The organism is Hoylesella enoeca JCM 12259, from assembly GCF_000613405.1.
Lineage (GTDB): Bacteria > Bacteroidota > Bacteroidia > Bacteroidales > Bacteroidaceae > Prevotella > Prevotella enoeca.
Map to the genome: position 1 here is coordinate 97079 of NZ_BAIX01000003.1, position 22107 is coordinate 119185.

At 46.9% G+C, this 22107-nt stretch carries 10 protein-coding genes and 2 pseudogenes; 7 read left to right on the forward strand and 5 right to left on the reverse strand.

Features of this window, described 5'->3' with window-relative positions:
- The first annotated feature begins 142 nt into the window (after positions 1-142).
- From JCM12259_RS02020 to JCM12259_RS02050, 7 genes and pseudogenes are all read left to right on the forward strand, one after another.
- Entirely contained in the window at positions 143-1288 is a 1146-nt protein-coding gene (locus JCM12259_RS02020) for a FecR family protein (protein WP_025065227.1), read from the forward strand.
- Positions 1289-1312: 24 nt separating this feature from the next.
- Positions 1313-4566 (forward strand): annotated as a pseudogene (locus tag JCM12259_RS13320) (SusC/RagA family TonB-linked outer membrane protein).
- Between the two features lie 15 nt (positions 4567-4581).
- Positions 4582-6024 carry a RagB/SusD family nutrient uptake outer membrane protein gene (locus JCM12259_RS02030; RefSeq protein ID WP_025065228.1) on the forward strand — a complete coding sequence of 481 codons (1443 nt, stop codon included), beginning with the start codon at positions 4582-4584 and terminating at the stop codon, positions 6022-6024.
- A gap of 45 nt (positions 6025-6069) precedes the next feature.
- Positions 6070-6780 carry a DUF4843 domain-containing protein gene (locus tag JCM12259_RS02035; protein ID WP_025065229.1) on the forward strand — a complete coding sequence of 237 codons (711 nt, stop codon included), beginning with the start codon at positions 6070-6072 and terminating at the stop codon, positions 6778-6780.
- 31 nt (positions 6781-6811) lie between these two features.
- Positions 6812-8236 carry a PKD-like domain-containing protein gene (locus tag JCM12259_RS02040; protein WP_025065230.1) on the forward strand — a complete coding sequence of 475 codons (1425 nt, stop codon included), beginning with the start codon at positions 6812-6814 and terminating at the stop codon, positions 8234-8236.
- A 16-nt stretch (positions 8237-8252) separates the two neighbouring features.
- Positions 8253-10793, forward strand: a complete 2541-nt coding sequence (locus JCM12259_RS02045) for a zinc-dependent metalloprotease (RefSeq protein ID WP_025065231.1) — start codon at positions 8253-8255, stop codon at positions 10791-10793.
- Positions 10790-13327 (forward strand): zinc-dependent metalloprotease, encoded by a 2538-nt coding sequence (locus tag JCM12259_RS02050; protein WP_025065232.1) that lies wholly within the window; start codon positions 10790-10792, stop codon positions 13325-13327. The genes JCM12259_RS02045 and JCM12259_RS02050 overlap by 4 nt, the downstream gene beginning before the upstream one ends.
- Before the next feature lie 223 nt (positions 13328-13550).
- Here the strand turns inward: JCM12259_RS02050 and JCM12259_RS15990 are convergent, their stop codons facing one another.
- The 5 genes and pseudogenes from JCM12259_RS15990 to rseP form a co-directional block, all read right to left on the reverse strand.
- Positions 13551-15701: an Eco57I restriction-modification methylase domain-containing protein gene (locus tag JCM12259_RS15990; RefSeq protein WP_159105365.1), complete on the reverse strand. Its 2151-nt coding sequence runs from the start codon at positions 15699-15701 to the stop codon at positions 13551-13553.
- A 53-nt stretch (positions 15702-15754) separates the two neighbouring features.
- Entirely contained in the window at positions 15755-16564 is an 810-nt protein-coding gene (locus JCM12259_RS02065; protein WP_025065233.1) for a DUF3108 domain-containing protein, read from the reverse strand.
- A 254-nt stretch (positions 16565-16818) separates the two neighbouring features.
- A complete protein-coding gene (locus JCM12259_RS02070; RefSeq protein ID WP_025065234.1) occupies positions 16819-18729 on the reverse strand; it encodes an Ig-like domain-containing protein in 1911 nt (636 codons plus the stop codon).
- Between the two features lie 185 nt (positions 18730-18914).
- Positions 18915-20468, reverse strand: a complete 1554-nt coding sequence (locus JCM12259_RS02075) for a GH3 auxin-responsive promoter family protein (protein WP_025065235.1) — start codon at positions 20466-20468, stop codon at positions 18915-18917.
- A gap of 203 nt (positions 20469-20671) precedes the next feature.
- A pseudogene (rseP, locus tag JCM12259_RS13335) lies at positions 20672-22047 on the reverse strand (RIP metalloprotease RseP).
- Between the last annotated feature and the right edge of the window lie 60 nt (positions 22048-22107).

Genomic DNA, 22107 nt, shown 5'->3' on the forward strand with positions numbered 1-22107 from the left:
GAATCGGAAATTGGGCGTTGATGGCCCAATCTGTCAGTTGAAATTTGTGAACCGGTATTCTATTTTTATCTTAATACTAAAAAAATGATATTTCTTTTAACCACTTTTGAGGGTCTATTCGTCTTTGAATAAAAACCCTCAAATGGATATACAGCATTTGATCATCAAGTCATTATTCAACACACTGACTGCCGAAGAGCAAAAAACGCTGGATGCCTGGCGACAAATCCCTGGCAACGAAGCCGTTTACGGGCGCATCAGCGAGGGCGTATCAATGCCGGAAGACGTTGCATCGTTCTTGGATTCGATCCCTGTCGAGGAAGCATTAACCCGTATCACCGATCGCTGTGACAGTGTTTCGCCGATCGCGCGAAAGCCAATGATTCGCTATCAATGGGTGGCCGCCGCAGTGATCCTACTCTTTTTGGCAGGAGGCTGGTGGTTGATGAACAACCGATTGCAGCCCAAACGGCTCGTCATCGATGCGCAAGTGGCGCGTGCTATACAGCAGACACGAGCCGGCGGACGGCAAGGCGCTGATAGCACCGTGATGGATCTCACGACCGGTGACACAAAAACAATCGATCAAAACATTCGGAATGTGACGTCGGCAGAACTCAGAAAGGTGTTCCCCGAACAAGAATTGGACGCAGTCTGTAAGTTGACCACCTATTATAATAAGGAGTATTGGTTGACGTTGGACGATGGAACACTGATTCATCTCAACACCAACACCCGCGTGATCTTTCCCGAACGATTCGGGAAAAAGCGTCGTGACGTGGTCTTAGACGGTGAAGCCTATTTCATGGTAGCGCCAGACAAACATCGTCCTTTCACTATTCATACGCCACAAGGCAATATTCGAGTCTACGGAACAGAGTTTTGCGTGAATACAAAAGCCTCTGATGAAGGCGGCGCAACATCGGTTGTACTGATCAAAGGAGCCATCAGTGTGAAGCAGAAAGACGGCAACGAGCATCCGTTGAAACCTCGCGAAAAAGGAGTCATGCGCGATCATGCGTTGACGTTGACGACAGTCGACACCACGCCTTACGAAGCCTGGAACATCGGTTACTTGACCTTTGAAGACTATCCATTGGATGAACTGATGGACGTTTTGACCAAATGGTACGGCGTGGAGGTGATATTCAAGAATGAAACAACGCGCAAACGTCATTTCACTGGTAAACTGAACCGCTACGGCAAACTCGAATCGATGATCCGGGCCATCGGTAATGTGACTGGGATTGACATAGAACGCAATAACAATACTATCATTATCAATTAGTCATTAACCATTAATAAGAGTAAGATGAGGAAACAAACATTCATCAAACACATGCGGATCGTTTTGATTTTAAGCATCCTGTGCTGTGGTCCTCTCTGTCTTCGGACATCGGCACAAGATGTCGGTAAAACGAATGTGACAATCAAACTAAAACACGCTTCACTGAAATCATTTTTTGAAGAGGTGTCAAAGCAAACGGGATTGGATTTCATCTATGACTCGGATCAGATGAAAAATCTTGGCGATATCACGATCGATGTACACGAACAACCCGTGAGAAAAGTGCTGGGACAAGTGATGAATCAGGTGGGATGCCATTATGCCATCGACGGCAACATCGTGACGGTGACTAAAAAGGATGCGCTCGCATATCGAAAAGGCATTTCCGGACAAGTAACCGACGGTTGGGGCGTTCCGCTCGCAGGTGTAACCATTCGGATGCAAGGATCTAACGGTGGTTACGTTACAGATGTAAACGGACACTTCGAGATCCCCACCGATCGATCGGAGGTGCATCTCACTTTCTCGTATATCGGCTTTAAATCGCTTACACAACTCGTGAAAAGCGGGTCAGCAGCCAACATCGTGCTGACAGAAGACGCCAAAGCCGTGCAAGAAGTGGTTGTTACGGGGTATGGAACAAAGAACAAGAACAGTTTCACCGGTGCAGAAATCTCGGTGAACCGCGATCAATTAATGGCCATCGGAACAAAAAACGTATTGAAAAGTCTGGCTGCTTTCGTGCCGGGTATGGTCATATTGGAGAACAATGTATCAGGTTCCGATCCGAATAAATTGGCAGATATCAACATCCGTGGACGTGCAACGTTTGACGGTTCGGCCAATATGCCGGTCTTTGTTGTAGATGGTTCTCAGGTGAATGTTGAATATGTGTATGACATGGATATGAATGATATCGAGTCGGTAACGGTCTTGAAAGATGCATCGGCGTCGGCCTTGTATGGAGCCAAAGCGTCGGCCGGTGTGATTGTCATCACAACCAAGGCATTGAAAGGCGGTAAATTGAAGTTGAATTACAGTGGAACTCTGCGCTTCTCTACACCGGACTTGAGCGATTATCACTTGCTCAATGCCACTGAGAAGCTGGAATACGAGCGGTTAGCAGGACTGTATACCGATCGGAGCGACCAAAGACGATATGAATTGGAACAGCAATATGCCAAATATTATAATATTGTGCAGAGCGGCGTCAACACCGACTGGATATCTAAACCGCTGCGCAATGCCATCTCGCAGTCGCACAGTGTGAGTGTGGATGGCGGCGATGAACGGGCCCGTTATAATCTCGGTGTTCGTTACGGAAAGGATGAAGGTGTAATGAAAGGCTCCGATCGTGAACGTCTTTCCGCTAATTTCAGATTATCATACAACATTCAAGGCAAGTTCCATTTTGATAATACGATCACGATTTCATCTGTTTCGACAGACGCATCACCTTATGGTGACTTCAGCAATTGGGTGAAACAAAATCCTTATGAACAGCCTTACGATGAGGATGGAAATCTGATCAGGAAGTTTCATTACAGTCTGACCAATCCTCTTTATGAAGCTTCTTTGGGCAGTTATGGCAAATCCAACAACTTCGATGTTCTCAATTCAACTTCTCTGCAAGTGTGGTTGGGAGAGAAATTTCGTATCGACGGCAGTTTCTCTTTTCAAAAATCGAAACTTGACTCACGCACATTCGTATCGCCGTTTTCAGCCGATGAGATTCTGAAAAAGAGCGACCGATCTCGTCGTGGCGAGCTTTCCGAAGGCTGGACAAATACTTGGAATTATCAAGGTAAGCTGATGGCATCTTACAATAGTTATCTGCTCAATAAACTATTCCTCACTGTCATGGCCGGAAGCAATATCGAATCAACCAAGACAGACGGCTCAACCTACAAGTCGATCGGCTATTACACAGACAAATTAGGGCATCCGTCGTTTGCAACTCGATATGCCGACGGTTCTCCTTCGGGCTCGGATAATAAGTCGACAGGTGTCGGTTTCTTTGCCAATGCTAATGCGATATGGGATAATCGCTACTTCCTGGACGTCATCTATCGGTATGAAGCTCGTCAAAATTCGGTAAAGACACGCGATTTGCGCCTTTTTGGAGTATGGGAACAGGTTGGAACATTCACAATGAGAAGTTTATGAAAGCCCTACCAGTGCAATTGCTCAAGCTCAGAGCCAGTATCGGGTACCTGGGTAACATCTCATTCGAGCCGTATCAAGCCCGAACCACTTACGCTTATAGCAATAGTTATGATTACGGAAAAGGCATCGGATCAATTCCTTTGACCATAGGCAACCCCAACTTGAAGTGGGAACGCACGCTGAGTACGAATGTGGGATTAGACGTCACAATGTTTAGAGGACGCTTGGATTTCTCTGCCGATTATTACATTAAGAATACCGACAATCTCCTTTTGGATATAACCAAAGCGCCATCAGTGGGTGTTGCTACGTCGCGTGAGAATGTAGGCGAAGTTGAAAACAAAGGTTTCGAGTTCCGTACACGTGTCATTCCTATTCAGACTAAGGATTTACAATGGTCTATCGGACTCACTTACGCTTATAACAAGAATAAGATCAAGAAGATCAGCAACGCTCTTCGGGAACAGAACGAGCAGAATCAACAAAAAGGAGGAGTGCTTCCATTGCCTGTGTATGAGGAAGGCCAATCGCTCACTGCACTGAAAGTGGTTCCCTCGGCAGGCATCGATCCTGTGACAGGACAGGAAATCTACATCAAGCGTAACGGCTCTTACACATTCGTCTACGATGCCAACGACAAGGTGATTTTTGGTGATACGACGCCTTACGGCACCGGAATGCTGACCACTTATTTGACTTATGGGCACTTTTCTTTGGGTGCTTCGTTCCAATATTCATTCGGAGGCGCAGTCTATAATCAAACTTTGGCGACAAAAGTCGAGGGTTCCAATCCTGAGCAAAACGCTGACCGACGTGTCTTTTACAGCCGATGGAAACAGCTGGGAGATATCACCCAGTTCAAATCTATTGGTGATCGGAGCACGCCGATGCAGACATCGCGCTTCGTGGAAACCAACAATTACGTTACGCTCAACAGTCTCACGCTGGCCTATGAAGTACCAGTGGCCTGGATACAAAAGTTCGGACTCAAACGGCTCCACCTTGAAATGGTGGCCAACGATCTGTTTTACTGGTCGTCGGTGAAACGTGAGCGCGGTCTGTCTTATCCCTATGACCGCAGTGTCGAACTGTCTTTGCGATTCTCATTATAATAAAAAGGTAAGACGATGAAGAAGATTTTTCAATATATAGGAGTGCTGGTCGCGGTTGCATTGATCACTTCGTGCAATGATTTTTTAGATGTCCAACCCTCCGGACAACTTGATAAAGACCAGCAGTTTAATAACATCCGCGGATTCCGTGATGCAATGTACGGTGTATATGCTAAGATGGCAGCCCGCAATTTGTATGGAGAGAATCTCACATACGGGTTTGCTGACCAAATCGGTCAGATGTTCGGCTATGACAATTCAGAGCAGACGAGCTATCACGCCAACCGTTATGACTATGCGAATGCAAGAGTAAAGACTGTTATCGAACAGATTTGGAACAATCAGTATCAAGTGATTTCGTATATCAACAGCATTTTGGAACGCGTGGATCAAGTGTCGTTCAATCAGCACGAGATCAGTTTCATGAAAGGCGAATGCCTCGGTTTGCGCGCTTTCCTGCATTTCGATCTGGCACGCCTCTATGCCGAAGATTATACGCGCAGCAACAAACAGACGCGCGGATTGCCTTATGCCACGACCTTCGACTTGAATAACAAGCCGCTCTATTCACTGCACGACACTTACAGATTGATCCTGAATGATTTGGACGAAGCTGAAAAGCTCCTCGCCGATGATAATGTGGTCAATTATGATCATGATATGCAGGACGACTATTTGAAAGGTCGCGTGATGTTCTTCAACAAGTTTGCGGTGGCTGCAACCAAAGCGCGCGTTTATTATGCCATGGGCAATCAGACCGAGGCTGCACGTTATGCGCGTCAGGTAATCGAGTCGACGACCAACTTTGAATTGAAAAAACTCACCACCTTAGACAGCGTCCGACGTTTCCCGGCACCGCATGAGATGATCTTCGGTGTGTATAACACCAATCTCGGAGAGAATCTTGTGGACATGTTTCTGAGACAAACCGATCGGGGAACATTCATCGAAGGACGGCGCGATCTCGATGCCCTGTATGAGACTTCCACGTTCACGGCTACGAATACAGACCTCCGTTACTCCGCTTTTTATAAAGTGACGCCGTCGTCTGCGGGCAACACCTATTCCTTTATTCGACTTCTCGAAAACGAAGCACAGGTCTCCAACAAGGTGTTGAAAGGTATCACGCTGATCCGTTTGCCTGAGATGTATTACATCCTCAGCGAATGTATCTACGACACCGACCGGCAACAAGCCATCGATCTGCTCAATCGCGTGCGGGCAAGTCGCGGTCTTGAAGCCGTGAAAAATGATAAGACAGACACGCGCGAAAACTTTGAGAAAGAGCTTCTGCGCGAACGTATGCGCGAAATGGCCGGAGAGGGTCAAGTGTTTTATGCTTTGAAGCATTACAACCAAGCCTTTTCCGACTTCCGATCAATGGTTACTTACGAGCCAACTAACGCTATTTTCGTTCTCCCCTGGCCAGATCGCGAATTAGAGTATGGTAATAAGTAGATTCAGAGACAGTTATTTCATTTGAAAAATTAATCACATATCAAAATGAAAACAACGATCAAACAGATCCTGGTGGCAAGCATTTCGCTCATCGCTTTGGCAGCATGCAGCCAGGTGGATTATGACGGCGAGCACAGCAAAGACGGCTATTTCGACGGTCACAATCAAGTGTATTTCTATTTCAAAACCGATGCCGACACGCTCATCTACTACACGTTTGGGCCCAGAGCCACGACATTGACTGCACACACGGTGAATGTTCGCGTGCAGATGGCAGGTCGGCCGATGAACAAAGCACAGCAATTCAAGCTCTCGGTCGATCCTTCGAGCACGGCACAAAGCGGCGTTCACTTCACTGCTCTGCCGTCGACGTTCGCTATTCCGGCCGACTCGGGGGCAGTCAAAGTGCCTATCGAACTCTTGCGCAAGAATCTTTCAGAAAACGATCAGACACCTGTTCGTTTAGTACTCCGACTCGAATCCACTGAGGATTTGGGCCTTCGATTCCCCGACAAGACACGACTCGTTATCCAGTTTGACAACGCGCTCCTCAAACCCGACTTCTGGGAAATATTTGAAACTTACTTGGGAATAGGCGAATACAGGCCCTCCAAGTATCGAAAATTATTGGAATACTATAACGGCGAACCTGAAAAAATCAGGGAAGCGATGCAAAATAGCGTCTCTTACGGCGTGCTTTATATGAACATTCAAGAAGTGGTCAAATACTTCAAAGCACACCCCGAAGAACTTTGAAATCATCAACGAGAATTTAAATCACAGCAACATGAACATCAAAAATATATTCATTGCAACGGCTCTCATGCTTACGGTCGTTTCATGCATCAATGATGATTCCACCGGTTCGACACACAACACGTCGAAACTGAGTCTCACCGTGCCTTTCGAAAAGACTTACACGCTGAATCGTTTGGACACGCTCAAACTCTCGCCCACCGTTACGCAAAGCGGCGAACAGTTGCAAGTGAAGTACGAATGGGAAGTGAATTACAAGCGAGTTTCCACAGATCGCGAGCTGAAATATGTCTGTTCTGAATTCGGGAAATTCCCTTGTCGACTGAAAGTGACCAACGGCGACGATCTCAAATACTATGAGTTTGGTATCAATGTGCAGTATGCCTACGAACAAGGACTCTATATTCTCGGCCAGTATAAGGGCCGGACAATCGTCTCTTATCTGCCCGATGGTGTGAAAGACAAATCTTTTTCGCTCGATGTTTTGGCCCCAAACAATCCCGACATCACGTTTGGTGCACCGCGGGCCATCAGCGGAATTCCGGCAACATCATTGAATAAGGCACCTATTATGTATGTAGCCGCTGGCAATCCGTCGACGATTTATGAGATGCATGGCAATCTGATGATCGCTTATTCACAGGTTGCTGCAAACGGGAATGTGTCGTTTCTCACAACAAGTCCGGCCAATCAGAAAGAGGTCCAATTCGTTGTGATCGACGGGAAGCCGGCTCGTTACAGCAATAACTACCATCGCTTGTTCGACGATTCGGAATCTCTCATCACCGCCTTGGGCCATCCGTTGAAGTTAGCCAATGCTCTCGCCGCATGGAAACGCGATGACTTGGTCTACATTCACGGCTTTGTCTTCTTCGAAAACACACATGGTCATCTTCTCGGTAAGTCAGTGGAAAACAACAAAGTGCCCACAGAAATCTTGCCGAATACCTTTACCGGCGATACACTCATTGGTATGGGAGCTGTTGATAAAGAACGAAACATTGCGATGATCACCCGCAACATCGCCTCAAGCAAGTTTTATCTCTATTACGTTTTTCCCGGTTATTACTATACAAAGGTAGAGAAACGCGTTCCAGCAGTTGTCAAATATAAAGGCGAAATACCGGCAACCGCAGGCATCTCTGGCTCTTCGATCGTGCGAACAACCAAAGGGAAGAGCTTGGTTTACTATTCGTCGGGCAACAATATCTATGCTTACAACGTGCTTTCCAACGGGAATTTCCCCACAACTCCGTCTTTTTCGGTGGGCAACTCGGGCGAAGTCATCGTGGATATATACATCAACAACGATGACAGTAAGATGTATATTGCCACCAACGCAGCATCGGGCGATCTGCCGGGAAGCATCTATTGTTACGATCTCAATGGTCGAACAATGCTTTGGCAACAACGAAACATCACAGGAAAAATCACAAATATGATTTATCGTAATTAAAATTTAGATACCGAAAATGAACTTTTCACCTATCAAAACCAGTCTGACAGGAGTTTTTCTGCTCCTGTCTTGTCTCTATGTCACTGCTTCGCGGGCCGACGACAAGAAGTCGAAGGATTCGACAAAAGCCAAGAAAGAGACCAAGTATGATCGTCTCTTCAAGGACAAAAAGGCCGAAACAGCCAAGAGCAAGTTCATCACTTTACACAAAATCGACGGCAAACTCTATTTTGAGTTGCCGTTGAAGTATTTGCGGAAAGAGATGTTGCTCGCCGGAACTGTGGCTTCTGTGACCGACCCAACATATATTACTGTGGGCTCGAAGAACTTTAATCCCATTGATTTCTACTTCGAATTGCAAGACAGTAGTGTCGTAATGAAAACGCCAAATTCCATCGTTTACAACGACGGAACAGCTCCCGAGGAAATGAAAGCTGCTTTCGCACTCAACTATCAAGATCCGGTGATCAACGGATTTAAGATTGCGGCTTATTCAAACGATAGCAGTGCTGTGGTGTTCGACGTCACTTCGCTGCTTGCCAAACCTAATTCACAACTCCAAGTGTTGCCCACCAAGATGGGACATTTTACCATCAAGGCCACTCCCAAAGCTGATATGTCATTCATTCGGAGCATCAAGAGCTTTGATACGAACCTGAGTATTCGCAACGATTTCAATTATACGGTTTCGGCATCTTTACTTTCTTTCCCCATCAGTGGTGATCTTCCGACCACAGTTGGTATCACTTACAGTGTGATGCTGGTGCCCGAAAGCAAGATGCGACCGCGTATCACAGATTCCAGAGTGGGCATAGCCTCATCGGTAAAAGTGGCTTTTCCCAGTCCGATTGCCAAGAGCAAGCCCGTCTATTTAGCACATCGGTGGAACCTTGTGCCGCAGAATAAGAAAGCATATACACAAGGACGCCTCTCCGAACCGGTCCAACGAATCCGTTTCTATCTTGACGATGCATTCCCCGAAGCATGGAAGGCGCCGATTCGTCAGGGTGTTTTGCGTTGGAACAAAGCCTTTGAGAAGATCGGTTTCAAGAATGCCATCGAGGTGGTGGACTTCCCTCGCAAATCCGCCGACTTCGATCCCGACAACCTTCGTTATTCTTGCATCCGCTATATACCCAACGGAGCCGAAGCACCTGTGAGCGACTCGCGCATCAATCCCAATACAGGCGAGATTCTGAATGCTTCGATGTTTATTTTCTCCAATGTAGAAACGCTGCTCCACAAATGGCGATTCATTGAGACAGCAGCCGTCGATCCGTCAATCCGAACGAATCGATTACCGGCAGATAAGTTTGCTGAGGCATTGTCGATGGCCGTTACCCGCGAGACAGGATTCACGCTCGGACTACTCAAAAACCCCGGTGCTTCATCCACTTACGCCACCGATTCGCTTCGCAATGCACGGTTTACAGCGGTGCGAGGACTGGCTCCTTCGGTGATGGACGATGTGCATTTCAACTATGTGGCACAACCCTCTGATAAGGGTGTAAGACTCATCTCCAACGGTTTGGGCGTTTATGACAACTTTGCCATAGCATGGAACTATCGCTATTTCGATACCGACCGCGTGAACGATGAAGCTCAACAGAAAGAACTCGAACGCTTCGTCGACGTGCAGGTTCGCAATCCCCGCTGCCGGTATTATCGTTCCAATACACTCTTTTGGGATCCGCGCGTGCAAAGTGAAGCATTGGGCAACGACGCTATTAAGTCGGGCAACTATGCCATTCGCAATCTCCAAATCATTCAAAAACATCTGTCTCAATGGATCAAGAACGATGAAGACAGCCGAATCAAGGAAAAACTCTATCTCGCCGTGTCTCAAAAGCACTACGCGCTGTTTAAAAACGTGATGAGCAATGTGGGCGGAATCTATCTCAACGACATGAAATTGTCTACCGGTGTGCCGCGTTATCAAGTCGTTTCCAAGGCTCGTCAACGTGCGTCTATGCTATGGTGCCTGCACCAGGCCACGCATTTCACGCAGTATGCCAACCGCACTTTCGAGCGAAAAGGATCCATGGCCGTGAGCTATTACGACCAACTGCTCGAATTCATCGGCTATGATCTGATGGGCGCCCGCACTCGTGTGGCTGTCACATCTTATCTGGCACCCGATTCTTACACGCAGAAAGAATATTTCGACGACCTCTTCAACGGACTCTTCCAGAGTGTGATCAAACAGCGCGCAGCCACGCAAGATGAACGCGTTTTGCAACGCTCGTTTCTCACTTATTTGCAAGCGACCGTCTCAAAAAGCATTAATGGGAAGGTAGAAAACAGTAGATCGCTCACTGATCAACATCAAATTGCATCGCAACTAAGCCTTTCCGGCTACGGCAATCCGACAGCTTCGTTGGCACCGAATATAGACGTTGCGACGGTGGATCATTCCGAATTGTATTTTTATAATTGTCTGACACGCCTCAAGCCTATGCTCGAACGCTGTCTGAAAGCTCATCTCACGACCGAAGCCAGATCACATTACGAGATGTTGCTGTTTAAAGTCAACAAAACATTGGAGGTCAAGAAATGAGCTTATTGCACACATTTCGCAGTGCCGGTCGCTGCCGGTTGCTGCCGGTTATTCTGCTATTGGGATTCTCGCTGACGGCTTCTTCTTTCTCGCTTTTCAAACACAAGAAGAAGCAGGCAAAGCAAGAGGTGAAGAAAGATGCTTATCAACGCGCACTCACAGACCATCGTTGTGATTCAGCCAAAGGGCCGTTCATGTCACTGTATAAGACTGATGGCAAGTTGCTCATGGAACTCCCGCCTGCTTCTTTGGGACGAGATATGCTCATCGGAGCCACCATTTCGTCGGTGTCTAACCCGCAATTGGGCGAGATCGGACTCAAAAACTCGAATCTCGTGCACATCCGTTTCATCGAGAAAGACAGTGCGATGATCATGCAAGTGGTCAACACCGAATTGCTATCGAATGCAACCAATGCACGGGAGAAAAAGAATGTCCAACTCAATTACGACAATCTGGACTTTTATAGTTTCCCCATCAAGGCACGAAACAAAGCCAATGGTGGTGTGCTTTTCGATGTTTCGTCGTTTTTTCTGCGCGAAGACAAATTCTTCCCTGTCATCGCCAAGATGGCAGGACAATTCAAAGTGAATGCCAATCTCCAATCCGAAACTTCACGAATCGCATCATTGAAAGTGTTCGAGAATAATGCCAGCGTGGAGATCGAACGCAATTATTTGGCCGGTTTGATGGGCGGAAGCGGACAAGCCGTATTGAATGATTATCCCGTCAGCATCGGAGTGAATTTCACTTTGGCTCTCTTGCCCGAAAAACCAATGACTCCACGTCTGAGTGATACGCGCATCGGCATGTTCCTGACGAGTAAAATGGTGGAGAACGACGGACTGATCGAGAGAGTCACTTTTGTCAATCGGTGGCGCATCGAGCCCCAAGACACGGCGGCTTATTTTGCCGGTCAGCTCACCGAACCCGTCAAACCAATCGTTTATTACATCGAAAACACATTCCCGAAACTATGGAAAGACGCGATCAAAGCGGGTGTGTTGCGATGGAACAAAGCCTTTGAACGCATCGGATTCAAGAATGTAATGCAGGTCAAAGACTTCCCAACAGACGATCCGAAGTTTGATCCCGACAACTTCAAATATAATTGCATACGTTATCTTCCCGTTGCAGTGGAGAACGCGATGGGGCCTTCTTGGGTCGATCCTCGCAGTGGAGAGATTGTCAATGCCACGATATTGGTCTATAACGATGTGATCAACACGATCAACAACTGGCGTTTCGTGCAGACCGCCCAACTCGATCCCGCAGCGCGGGCAACGACAATGCCCGACAGCATCATCGCTCAATCACTGGAATATGTCATTGCACACGAAGTAGGTCACACGCTCGGTTTCATGCACAACATGGCTGCATCGGCCGCTTTCCCGACAGATTCACTCAGGTCGGCAACCTTTACCCGCGAATTCGGAACAACTCCTTCGATCATGGATTATGCACGTTTCAATTACGTGGCACAACCCGAAGACAAAGGAGTCTGCCTCACTCCGCCCTTCCTCGGAGCCTATGATTATTACGCATTGGAGTGGGCTTATCGCGTGTTTCCACATTCACGGGGCTACAAAGACGATGCTGCGCATCTTCTGAAATTTGTCGATGCACATGCCGGCAACCCGCTTTACCGCTACGGTTTGCAGCAAACGAGCTTCCGCTATGATCCTTCGGCCATTGAAGAAGACCTCAGCGATGATCCCATCAAGGCCGGAACCTATGGGATGAAGAATCTGAACTATATCCTGAAGCATTTCGACAGTTGGATCAAAGACGGTGATGACGGTGTGCGCAAGGCAGAGTTGTATCGCGAAATCATGTTGCAGGCTTATAGATATGTGCGCAACATCTATGCAAATGTCCCCGGAGTCTATCTCTATCAGACGTCGGAATCGTCTCGGCTGCCTCGTTATCGCGTGGTTCCAAAAGCCAAACAACGTGCATCCGCATTGTGGTTGCTGGCCCAGGCACGTCAATTCGGCGAAATGGGTATCGAGTCCGTGGAGCGTAAGTTGCCTGATTTGGCCTCACATCCGTTCCGTTTGCTGGCTCGCAACGTACAGTCCATGGCGATGGCAGCCGCTCCTCGCCTGGCGATCTCTCATTATTTGGATTCCACTTCTTACTCGCCACTGGAGTATTTAGAAGACGTTTATCAAGACATCTTCCGTAAGACGTTGACCGGCGAAGAGTCGCTGACCGAGGCAGACATTGCAATGCAGCGCCTATATGTGGACTATCTGAAATCGGGTGTGGACGACATGACAAAGATCAACAATGTTCGTAACCTGCGCGCGATAGCCGAGGATTATTCGTTTCTCAATTTCGGAAATGGTTATGGAGAGCCAGAAACAATGTGGGCAGTGACGATCGACCGGACATCCGAATATCTGTTGCATTATGCGCAACAGTTGGAGCAACTGCTTTCAGCCCGCATCAAGACGACCAAAAATGCCGATCTGCACACGCATTACACCCTCTTGCACAAGCGTTTGGAGAAATACCTGAATCCAAAATGACAAGTGAAAACTGATTACTGACAGTGAACCACAGATCGTTCATGCGTTGCATCTTTCTCATGAGCGATTCATCAACATTCCAACTAACGGTTACTTGCAATGCAAGTAACCGTTAGTCATTATCCGTTTAACCGTTAATTGCCACGCCATTAACGGTTTGTTGAGAAGCGACAAGACAATGACGTGCAATCAATTGACTATGAGCCGTTTTCTGGTAATTGCATCACAAAGATTTAATCTTATGATAAACTTTCTCGATGAAAGTAGGATAGTCGTTCAGAATCACAGCCGAACCGAACTCTCCAGGCAGTGTTTCAGATAGTGAAACGTCAACATGCGACTTGTAATAAGTCATATATTGGCTTGCGTCTTGTAAAGAGTCATTCTCAGGAATATGCACAACAAATACGAGTGTTTTATCAGGTGTATGGAGAAAGATATCCGTATTGTCATTAGATAAAGCTATATACTTCTTGATATAATAGCCAGAGAATGTCTCCCAATGTTTGATTGTTTTATCTCTCTTATAATAAGGCAGTTTATCAAAAATAATGAATATCTGAAAATAAGGAATCTTTCGACTTCTGATATTGGCTGTTTCACCAAGCATATTCTCAAAATAATTATTGGCATTTTGCGAATAATTCTGCATCACAAACTTAACAGCGATCCCCGCAATAGGCTTCTCACCTTGACAAATAGTGATGTCCACCTTTTTATCAATATATCTTCCGTTGATCGTTCCTTCTTTATCCTCTCCGTAACCTTGTGCTTTCACATGATAGTCCGAGCCTAACATACGCTCTAAATCTGCAGCAATAAAGCCATGCAAAGGCTTCAATTTGGCTGTACTTCGAGATGTTTCTCTCTCCAGAAAACTCTTAAACGAATCGGAGATAGCCTCAGAAAATCCCGATTCCCACTTAGAGAAATTTTTGATCCCATCATATTTCGCTGTTAATTTAAAGTTAAGATATCGCTCGAGAGCTTTTGAATTAAATGTGTAATAGCCTCCGCTCTTATAGTTTCGCAATGCTTGAACATAAGAAATGAAGTCTTCACTCAGAATGAGTGACCGCACTTCATCCTGCGAAACAGTTGCCAAAATATACAAGCCGCTATATACTCCGGTGCCTATCGGTGCCGAATTGAGTTTGATCGAAGATACATCACGAATGAGAGTCGTTATGGCCAGCTTATTCTTAAATACATCTTTTAAAGCTTGTGTGCGCCCATACAGATACCAGTTGGGACATTCTTTTTCGTTTTTTTGCTTCAAAAGAGATTCTTTATGATCATTCAAATAAAGTGCAACCGTCTCATTTCGGAAAATCACTGACTTGGAATAAGGTCTCCCTTTCTCGTCATACGGAAAGAAAGCAGACTGCCATACACCTGTCGAGGCCTTGATAACAGGTATCACAAACTGCTTAAATGGGATTATTCCGATGAAAACCTTATCGGCCAAAGTTGCAAAACCGTTTTTTACACAGACGTATTTCTTACTTGGATAGAGCATGATTCGCCGCAGTTCTAATAATTGCTGGCGGTTCGCTAAATAAAACTCATTGTGGATATACATATCTTTCAGAGGGAGATAATCCACAAACACACGATCTTTTGCAGTTCTATCGTATCGATAATAAGCAACTGTTTCGGTCTGAATGTTATTTTTGATCAAGGCAATCAGTGTATAAGTGGTAACCCCTTCGAATGCTTGGAAGTGGCCTAAATCTATAAGACATGTCAGATTTTGATGCCGGAAAAGATAGGTTCTCATGTGAGTTGCTGCCAAACTCGTAAGCCATGAGCTTGGTGTAACATAGCATAAGCAGCCGTTTAGGTTAAGCATACGTAGCCCCAACTCATAAAACACAAGATAAAGATCTGTCATTCCACCTGTCGCAAACAAGAAAGTCTTCACCAAATCGTAGTGACTCTTCAAGTTGTGAACTCTGACATACGGCGGATTTCCTACCACGAAATCCATTCGGCCATCATATTTCGTGGTAGTAAGTGCATCTTGATGCAGAATATCCCACTCGATTTTAGCGAGTCCATAATTTGAAACCACAGTATCAAGATTGTAAAGACAATTTTGATAAGCAGTCTCTTCAATCTCAATACCATGTATATAGGCCTGCAATTCATCTTTCAAAGCAGTTCGATCTGTGCTGTTTTCTAAAAAAACTTGGCAATATCTGTCTACGATCTCACATAAAAACGCGCCGTCCCCACAACTGTTATCGATGACGTGTTTATGCAAGATACCTGCTCCTGCATAGTTGCTGTAATCCAGAATATTGCTTACCAAATAGTCTGGAGTAAATACTTGACCGCTGTATTTGATTAATCTACGACCGTTTTTCATCATCTTTTCATTTTGCATTTACCACATCTGTCGGCGTGGGGAGCTGTCAATGAGGTTTATTTCACGATGGAAGTCACTTTGTTACGGATGCCTTTCATATTGACAAGGAAAGCTTTGGCCGAGCCGAACTTTAAAAACATGTCGAGCCGGATGGGGATATGATTGGTGTCATCGGTGACAAAGAAGCGGACGATCTCTTTATATGCGCCGTCGTCGAGTTCCAAATAAGAGAGTTGGAGACAGCGATATTTGATGCCGTTATCGGCTTTGATGATGACTTTTCCGCGATATTTGAGTTGCGCGGGAGTACGACCCTTGCCGTCGGCAATAGGAAATGGCACAACGTATCCGTTCTTCCAGCTTTCGGGATTGAATGAACGGGCACGCAAAAAAATGTTCATCATATCGAAGATGCAATCCGGATAGGTGTGCTCTTGCCATTGATGAGTGCCGTCATTATGTTGGCGATGTTGCCGAACGTGGCAATTCCCGTTGGGATAGGTATAGAAGATTTCGTCGACTGTGTATCGCCTGCCCTCGTGCGCGCCTTTGCGGTAATACAACGGAGCCATATCTAACGAGGAATAACATAGGAGTGTGTCGCGGAGTATGAAGAGATTGTCCACCTGCCGACTACCGCGCGTGATGAGACTGGCGCGATAGGCGGGCTTGCCTCCATAGCGACTTTGCACGGTGTACATTGTTGCTGTACCGGCTTTTACCCACACGAATTTCCAATTGTAATAGAGATTGTAAGACAGAAATTCGCCCGACTGAAAAGCGTCGTTACGAAATGTGCATTGTGCTGAGGCCGAAACCGAGGCCCACAGGAGTGCAGATAATATGTAAAGTTTTGCTAATCGCATCGATGTTATGAGTTTTTGAGTTGATGAATTGACTTGTTTCTGAATGCTGCTTTGCGTGATTCGAGCGCTATCCGACAACGGTTGTTCCATCCTTTCCAATCTGTTGCAACAGAGCGAGTGATCGAGTGGCGTTCCGATTAGATGCTTTTCGCACGACAACTGACGGTTGGAAGCACGACGATTAACGGCTTTTCGCCATGCAATCTGCGCTTAATCGTTTCACCTGTCCACGTTTGCATGTTTTCACCGCTGTATTATGGCTTCAGCATCTCGATACCCAACTGTCGGGCACGTTCGGCATTTCGGTGTTGGATGGTGCGTTGTTTATCGGCTTTCTGTTTGACGAGTTTGCTCGGTTTTTGGTGAGCCGCATTGCGATCAGTGGGATTCCACGTCTGCGTTACATCCCATTTAGCTTTACATTCGATGGCTTCGGGATAGTAATATACTGCTTCCGGCTGTCGGTCTTGTGCGAAGTTGCCGGTGTCCCAGATGCCGTTATCATTGCCGTCGACGAACATCCGGAGATAGAATGTACCCGGTTTGATGTAGAAAAATTCAGCCGTTCCTGTGCTCGTCGATACCTCCTTGATCACCTTGTCATCGCCACTGAGCAGTTGGGCAACAACATGCTGGCCCGCAAACCCTGTGATATTGACTAGCAACGAACTGTAATCGTCGAGTGAATGCACCTTGAATCCTTTTTTGAAAGCTGTGGACGCGTGTCCGTAAATATCGATGAATGCGGCACTGTCTATCTCTAAACTGTATTCGATGTTGGGTCTCCACTCACCCATAAGTTCGTATTTGAGCCGCTGAATGAGTGTTGTGTCGGTCGTGGCCGTACTGTCTTTGTCGCGCGATCGGGGCAAATGTAACAGGAAAGGAGAGCGATACCACAACGTGTCGTGCTTGGAATAGAGATGTATCTTACTGGTATCGACTACGGCAGAAGGTGCCGGTAGCGAAATGAAAATGTTTTTATCGGGATCCAACTCAGATGGAGCTTCAATCTTGACAGCCAGTGGTTTCACAGGCATTTGCGTCTCATTGGGTTCTCCCTTCTTCTTGGCTTTCTCTTGTTTTTTGGTCCATTCATCTATGGCTTTTTGTTGTTGCTTGCGTCGCCATTCATAAGTTTGTTTGGAAAGAATGTCGAGTGTGTCGGTTTGCAGTTGTAAGACACCATTGCTATCGGTCTTTTCGTATTGCAATTGCACACGAAGCGTGTCTTGATTGATTAGCGACGAGTCACGGAGCCAATAGTTTACGGTGTCTCGCCGGGCATTGCTTTCGGTGATAAAAGCATTGTCTGCGTTGAAATTCAGCCCTCGGATACGGGGTAATTGCGGATTTCCGTAACTGAAAAAGAGCGTGAAATGATTGGCTTCGGTGCGCTCTGTTTTGAGCAGGTAGCGGTCGGTAATCTGCTCATTGAATGCTCGCAGCACGACATCATCGGGCAAATAGTGCGTGTAATGTACCAAACTGATGGAGTCGATGCGCAGAGAGTCGCGCCAAATGGTATCTTGCCGTGTGTCAGGTTTGACCGAAGGAATGATGATATCGCGATTGAACGCGATCTTTTCACTCTTTTGTTTGAAGGTATAATCACCATCGGCGTCTTGCAAGGCATAGATTCTGTAACGGCCGGGGGCCACTCCTTTGATGACGAAACGGCCGCGGCTGTCGGTTCGGGCCACGCGAAGCATTGGCTGTTTCGTGAATGCCGAGTCGGCAAGATTACTGTAAAGTCCCACTAAAATGCCTTTAACCGGCTCTAAGTCGGCTGCTTCGACTACGTTACCGGCCACTTCCATCGTGTCGATCTGTGGTCCGGTGGAGAAACTGTAAGTGTAATTTCCCAGCGGATTACCCTCGTTGTTATCGGTAATTGCATCCGAGAAATCCACCGTGTAGGTTGTATTTGCTTTCAGGGAGTCTCTCAATGTCACTTGAATATGCTTGCCCATTCCTTTGATTTCGGCTGCTTCGAGTTGCGGCGGAGATACAATGACGTTCTCGGTAGCATTGTCTATCTTGATGAACTCATTGAAATAGATGTTCACTCGCTTGCTTTTCACGTCTGTTCCCTTGTCTTTCGGGTGCGTGGCAATCACTCTTGGCGGTGTCTCATCATACCATCCGCCGTCGGGATGACCCATTCGGGCGCAGGAAACAACGAGAGTCGAAGCGAGAAAGAGCAGGATTCCCCCTCCGACTCCCCCTCGAAGGGGGAGAGTATAATGGCGATATTTTAGGGATACAGCCGTAAAGTGGCGCCTGATGATCCTGTATATGTAATCTAATGTCATATTGTTCATATAAACAGTCATATCTAAAAATGTCCTCATTCGGCCTTGAGCCCTTCCCCTTCGGGGGTGAATTGAAGGGGGGCTTTATTGAGTTCCATCAGCTCTTCGATGTTCTTTCGGCTGTTGCTAAGTCTCGGCACCTTGTGTTGTCCGCCTAACTTGCCTTTTTGTTTGAGCCAATCGTCGAACAGACCGGCGCGTGCCGGCACCACTTCTAACGGTTGCAACGTAATGTCTTTATATCGTTTGGCCTCATAATCGCTGTTAATCTCTTGCAATCGGAGGTCTAACAGTCGGGCAAACGTAGTTAAATCGGCTGGTGTTTGTGCAAACTCGATGAGCCACTGATGCCTGCACTGCGCACGTTCGTCCATAAATACGGGGGCGGCTGTATATTCTTTGACCACGGCTCCGGTCTTTTCGCAAGCGTAAGCAAGTCCCTTTTCGGCGTTGTCCATAATGAGTTCTTCGCCAAAAGCATTGATAAAATACTTCGTTCTTCCCGTAATTACGAACTTATAAGGTGCCTTCGACGTAAACGAAACGGTGTCGCCGATGATGTAACGCCATAGTCCGCACGAGGTGGAAATCACCATAGCATAATTGCGTCCGACCTCAACGCCGCTTAGCGGAACCACTTTCGGCGATTCGTTGCCATACTGATCCATTGGGATAAACTCGTAAAATACGCCGTAATCCACCATCAGCAGCATCGCCGGATCAGCCGGATCGCTTTGTATTCCGAAGAATCCCTCGCTGGCGTTATAGGTCTCCACGTAGTGCATCTCAGGCGAAGTGATGAGCTGTTGAAAGCGTTTGCGATATGGACCGAAAGCAATTCCGCCGTGAAAAAATACCTCTAAGTCGGGCCAAACTTCTTCGATGTGCGTCTTACCGCTCAATTCCAGCACGCGCACCAGCACCGAGAGCATCCACGAAGGTACACCCGAGAGGTTAGTAACGTGCTGTTTCAGCGTTTCGCGTGCAATGCGTTCGCGTTTCACCTCGAAGTCACTCAGCAGCGCCGTAGCTTTTTTCGGTACGCGAACAAGGTTTGCCAGTGGGTTGATATTCTCAATAAGAATGGCGCTTAAGTCGCCGACGATGCTCCCAAGAATGTCGTAATTAGGTGAGTGCGAGCCTCCGAGAATCAAGCCTTTACCGTCGAACATCCGGCTCTTCGGGTTGTTTTGCAGGTAGAGAGCTACCACATCTTTGCCTCCCCGATAGTGGGTGTCTTGTAGTCCTTCGGTTGTGATGGGAATGAATTTACTCTTGTCGTTGGTTGTCCCTGACGATTTGGCAAACCATTTCACTGTTCCCGGCCAGAGAACATCACTCTCTCCGTGGCGCATTCGGTCTATATCACTCTTCAACTCTTCGTAAGTGTTGAGCGGAATGTTCCTTGCGAAATCCTCATAACTACTTGTATGCTTAAGCAAATGGTTGCGTCCGTATTCGGTGTGCGCTCCTTCGGCTATGAGAAAATTCATCACCTGCTGTTGCAGCGCTTCTGCTTCTGTTGCATAACGCTCTATTTTTCGCATTCGCGGCGTGAATATCGGCCTAATGATTCTCGTTAAACTCATTTGCGTTTCTATCTCTTTTAAGAAGCAAAGATACCGCAAACTTCTCTGACAGTGGCTAAATTCACGATTTTTAATAATCAATTGGGATTCCAACTCACCGCTAATCGCCTGGTAACTCACCGTTAGTTGCAACGCAATTAACGATGAGTTACCAGGCGATTAACGCTTAATGAGAACAGAATTGATGAGAAATCAATAACGACTTACATATACCCCAGCCAGCGAAGAATATCGTTCAGGTTGGCCACCACCATCAAAAGAAGGAGGATGGAAATGCTACATACTCGGCACGGACCATAAATGTCTCGCTGGGTTTGCGCCGCGTAATCATCTCGTAGAGCAAAAACAGTACGTGACCACCATCGAGCGCGGGAATGGGAAGAATGTTCATAAAGGCCAAAATGATGCTTAAGAAAGCCGTCATCAGCCAAAACGTGTGCCAATCCCATATCGGCGGAAACATGCTCCCGATGGCTCCGAAACCGCCGAGCGACTTAGCGCCGTCGGCAGAGAACACATATTTCAGATCGCCGACATAACCGCCGAGGACATTCCAGCCGTATTTGATGCCGGCAGGAAAGCTCTCAAAGAAACCGTAATCAATGTGAACGGGTTTGTAATAGCTGTAAATGGTAGACTGGCCGACACCTATTTCCAATGCCGGTGTGAGCACAAGATGGGCTGTATCGGTTACACCCGTAGCTGCCTCACGGTAAACGAGGGTGGCAGTACGTAGTTTCAGGCTGTCGGCAGGCGTCTTTACGACTGTCATTGCATCTGCAATACGACCTTTGACATCTTCAAATGCAGCCCAAGAGTCAACCGGCTGGCCATTGAAAGCCAAGATTCGGTCGCCTTTCTTAATGCCAATCTTTGCGGCAGGTGTACCTGCCAGCACGCTGTCGACATCTGCCGGCACTAACGGACGCGTAAAAACGGGTGTCGCTTTGAGCATACCTAAGAGGTTGATATCCCCCGGAAGCGACAGCGTCATTGGTTTTCCACCGCGCCGAATGTGCACAGTGTGGGCCTCGGAAAGCGCTCGAAAAAGGTCGGCATTAAAGTCTTTGAAGTCCTTTTGATCCGTTCCGATAAGCACGTCGCCATCTTTAAAGCCCAGACTTTTGGCCTCATTATTGAACTTCATACCCATTGTCATATCCTGAACACGAACATACGAGTCGCCCCAATAGAACAAAACCATCGAGTAAATGAACAGAGCGAGCAGGAAATTAACCAATACGCCGCCCGTCATTATCAGCAAACGTTGCCACGTTGGCTTGCTACGAAACTCCCAAGACTGTACCGGTTGTTTCATCTGTTCAGTGTCGAAGCTCTCGTCTATCATACCTGCGATCTTGCAATAACCGCCCAACGGCAACCAGCCTATGCCGTAAACGGTATCGCTTCGTTTAGGTTTGAACTCGAAAAGATGGAACCATGGATCGAAGAAAAGATAAAACTTGTCGACCCGGACGCCGAAGAGCTTTGAGAAAAAGAAGTGTCCGCCCTCGTGGAGCAGCACTAAAATAGAGATGGCGAGCATAAATTGCAGCAGCCGAATGAGAAATACTTCCATTGTGGGTAATTATTAACTGGCAATTAAAAATTGAGAATTAAGAATTGATTATTGAACATT

Bases quoted from the DNA above. Each gene is read 5' to 3' on its own strand.
- JCM12259_RS02020 (WP_025065227.1), top strand. From the start codon at position 143: ATGGATATACAGCATTTGATCATCAAGTCATTATTCAACACACTGACT.
- JCM12259_RS02030 (WP_025065228.1), top strand. From the start codon at position 4,582: ATGAAGAAGATTTTTCAATATATAGGAGTGCTGGTCGCGGTTGCATTG.
- JCM12259_RS02035 (WP_025065229.1), top strand. From the start codon at position 6,070: ATGAAAACAACGATCAAACAGATCCTGGTGGCAAGCATTTCGCTCATC.
- JCM12259_RS02040 (WP_025065230.1), top strand. From the start codon at position 6,812: ATGAACATCAAAAATATATTCATTGCAACGGCTCTCATGCTTACGGTC.
- JCM12259_RS02045 (WP_025065231.1), top strand. From the start codon at position 8,253: ATGAACTTTTCACCTATCAAAACCAGTCTGACAGGAGTTTTTCTGCTC.
- JCM12259_RS02050 (WP_025065232.1), top strand. From the start codon at position 10,790: ATGAGCTTATTGCACACATTTCGCAGTGCCGGTCGCTGCCGGTTGCTG.
- JCM12259_RS15990 (WP_159105365.1), bottom strand. From the start codon at position 15,701: ATGATGAAAAACGGTCGTAGATTAATCAAATACAGCGGTCAAGTATTT.
- JCM12259_RS02065 (WP_025065233.1), bottom strand. From the start codon at position 16,564: ATGCGATTAGCAAAACTTTACATATTATCTGCACTCCTGTGGGCCTCG.
- JCM12259_RS02070 (WP_025065234.1), bottom strand. From the start codon at position 18,729: ATGGGTCATCCCGACGGCGGATGGTATGATGAGACACCGCCAAGAGTG.
- JCM12259_RS02075 (WP_025065235.1), bottom strand. From the start codon at position 20,468: ATGAGTTTAACGAGAATCATTAGGCCGATATTCACGCCGCGAATGCGA.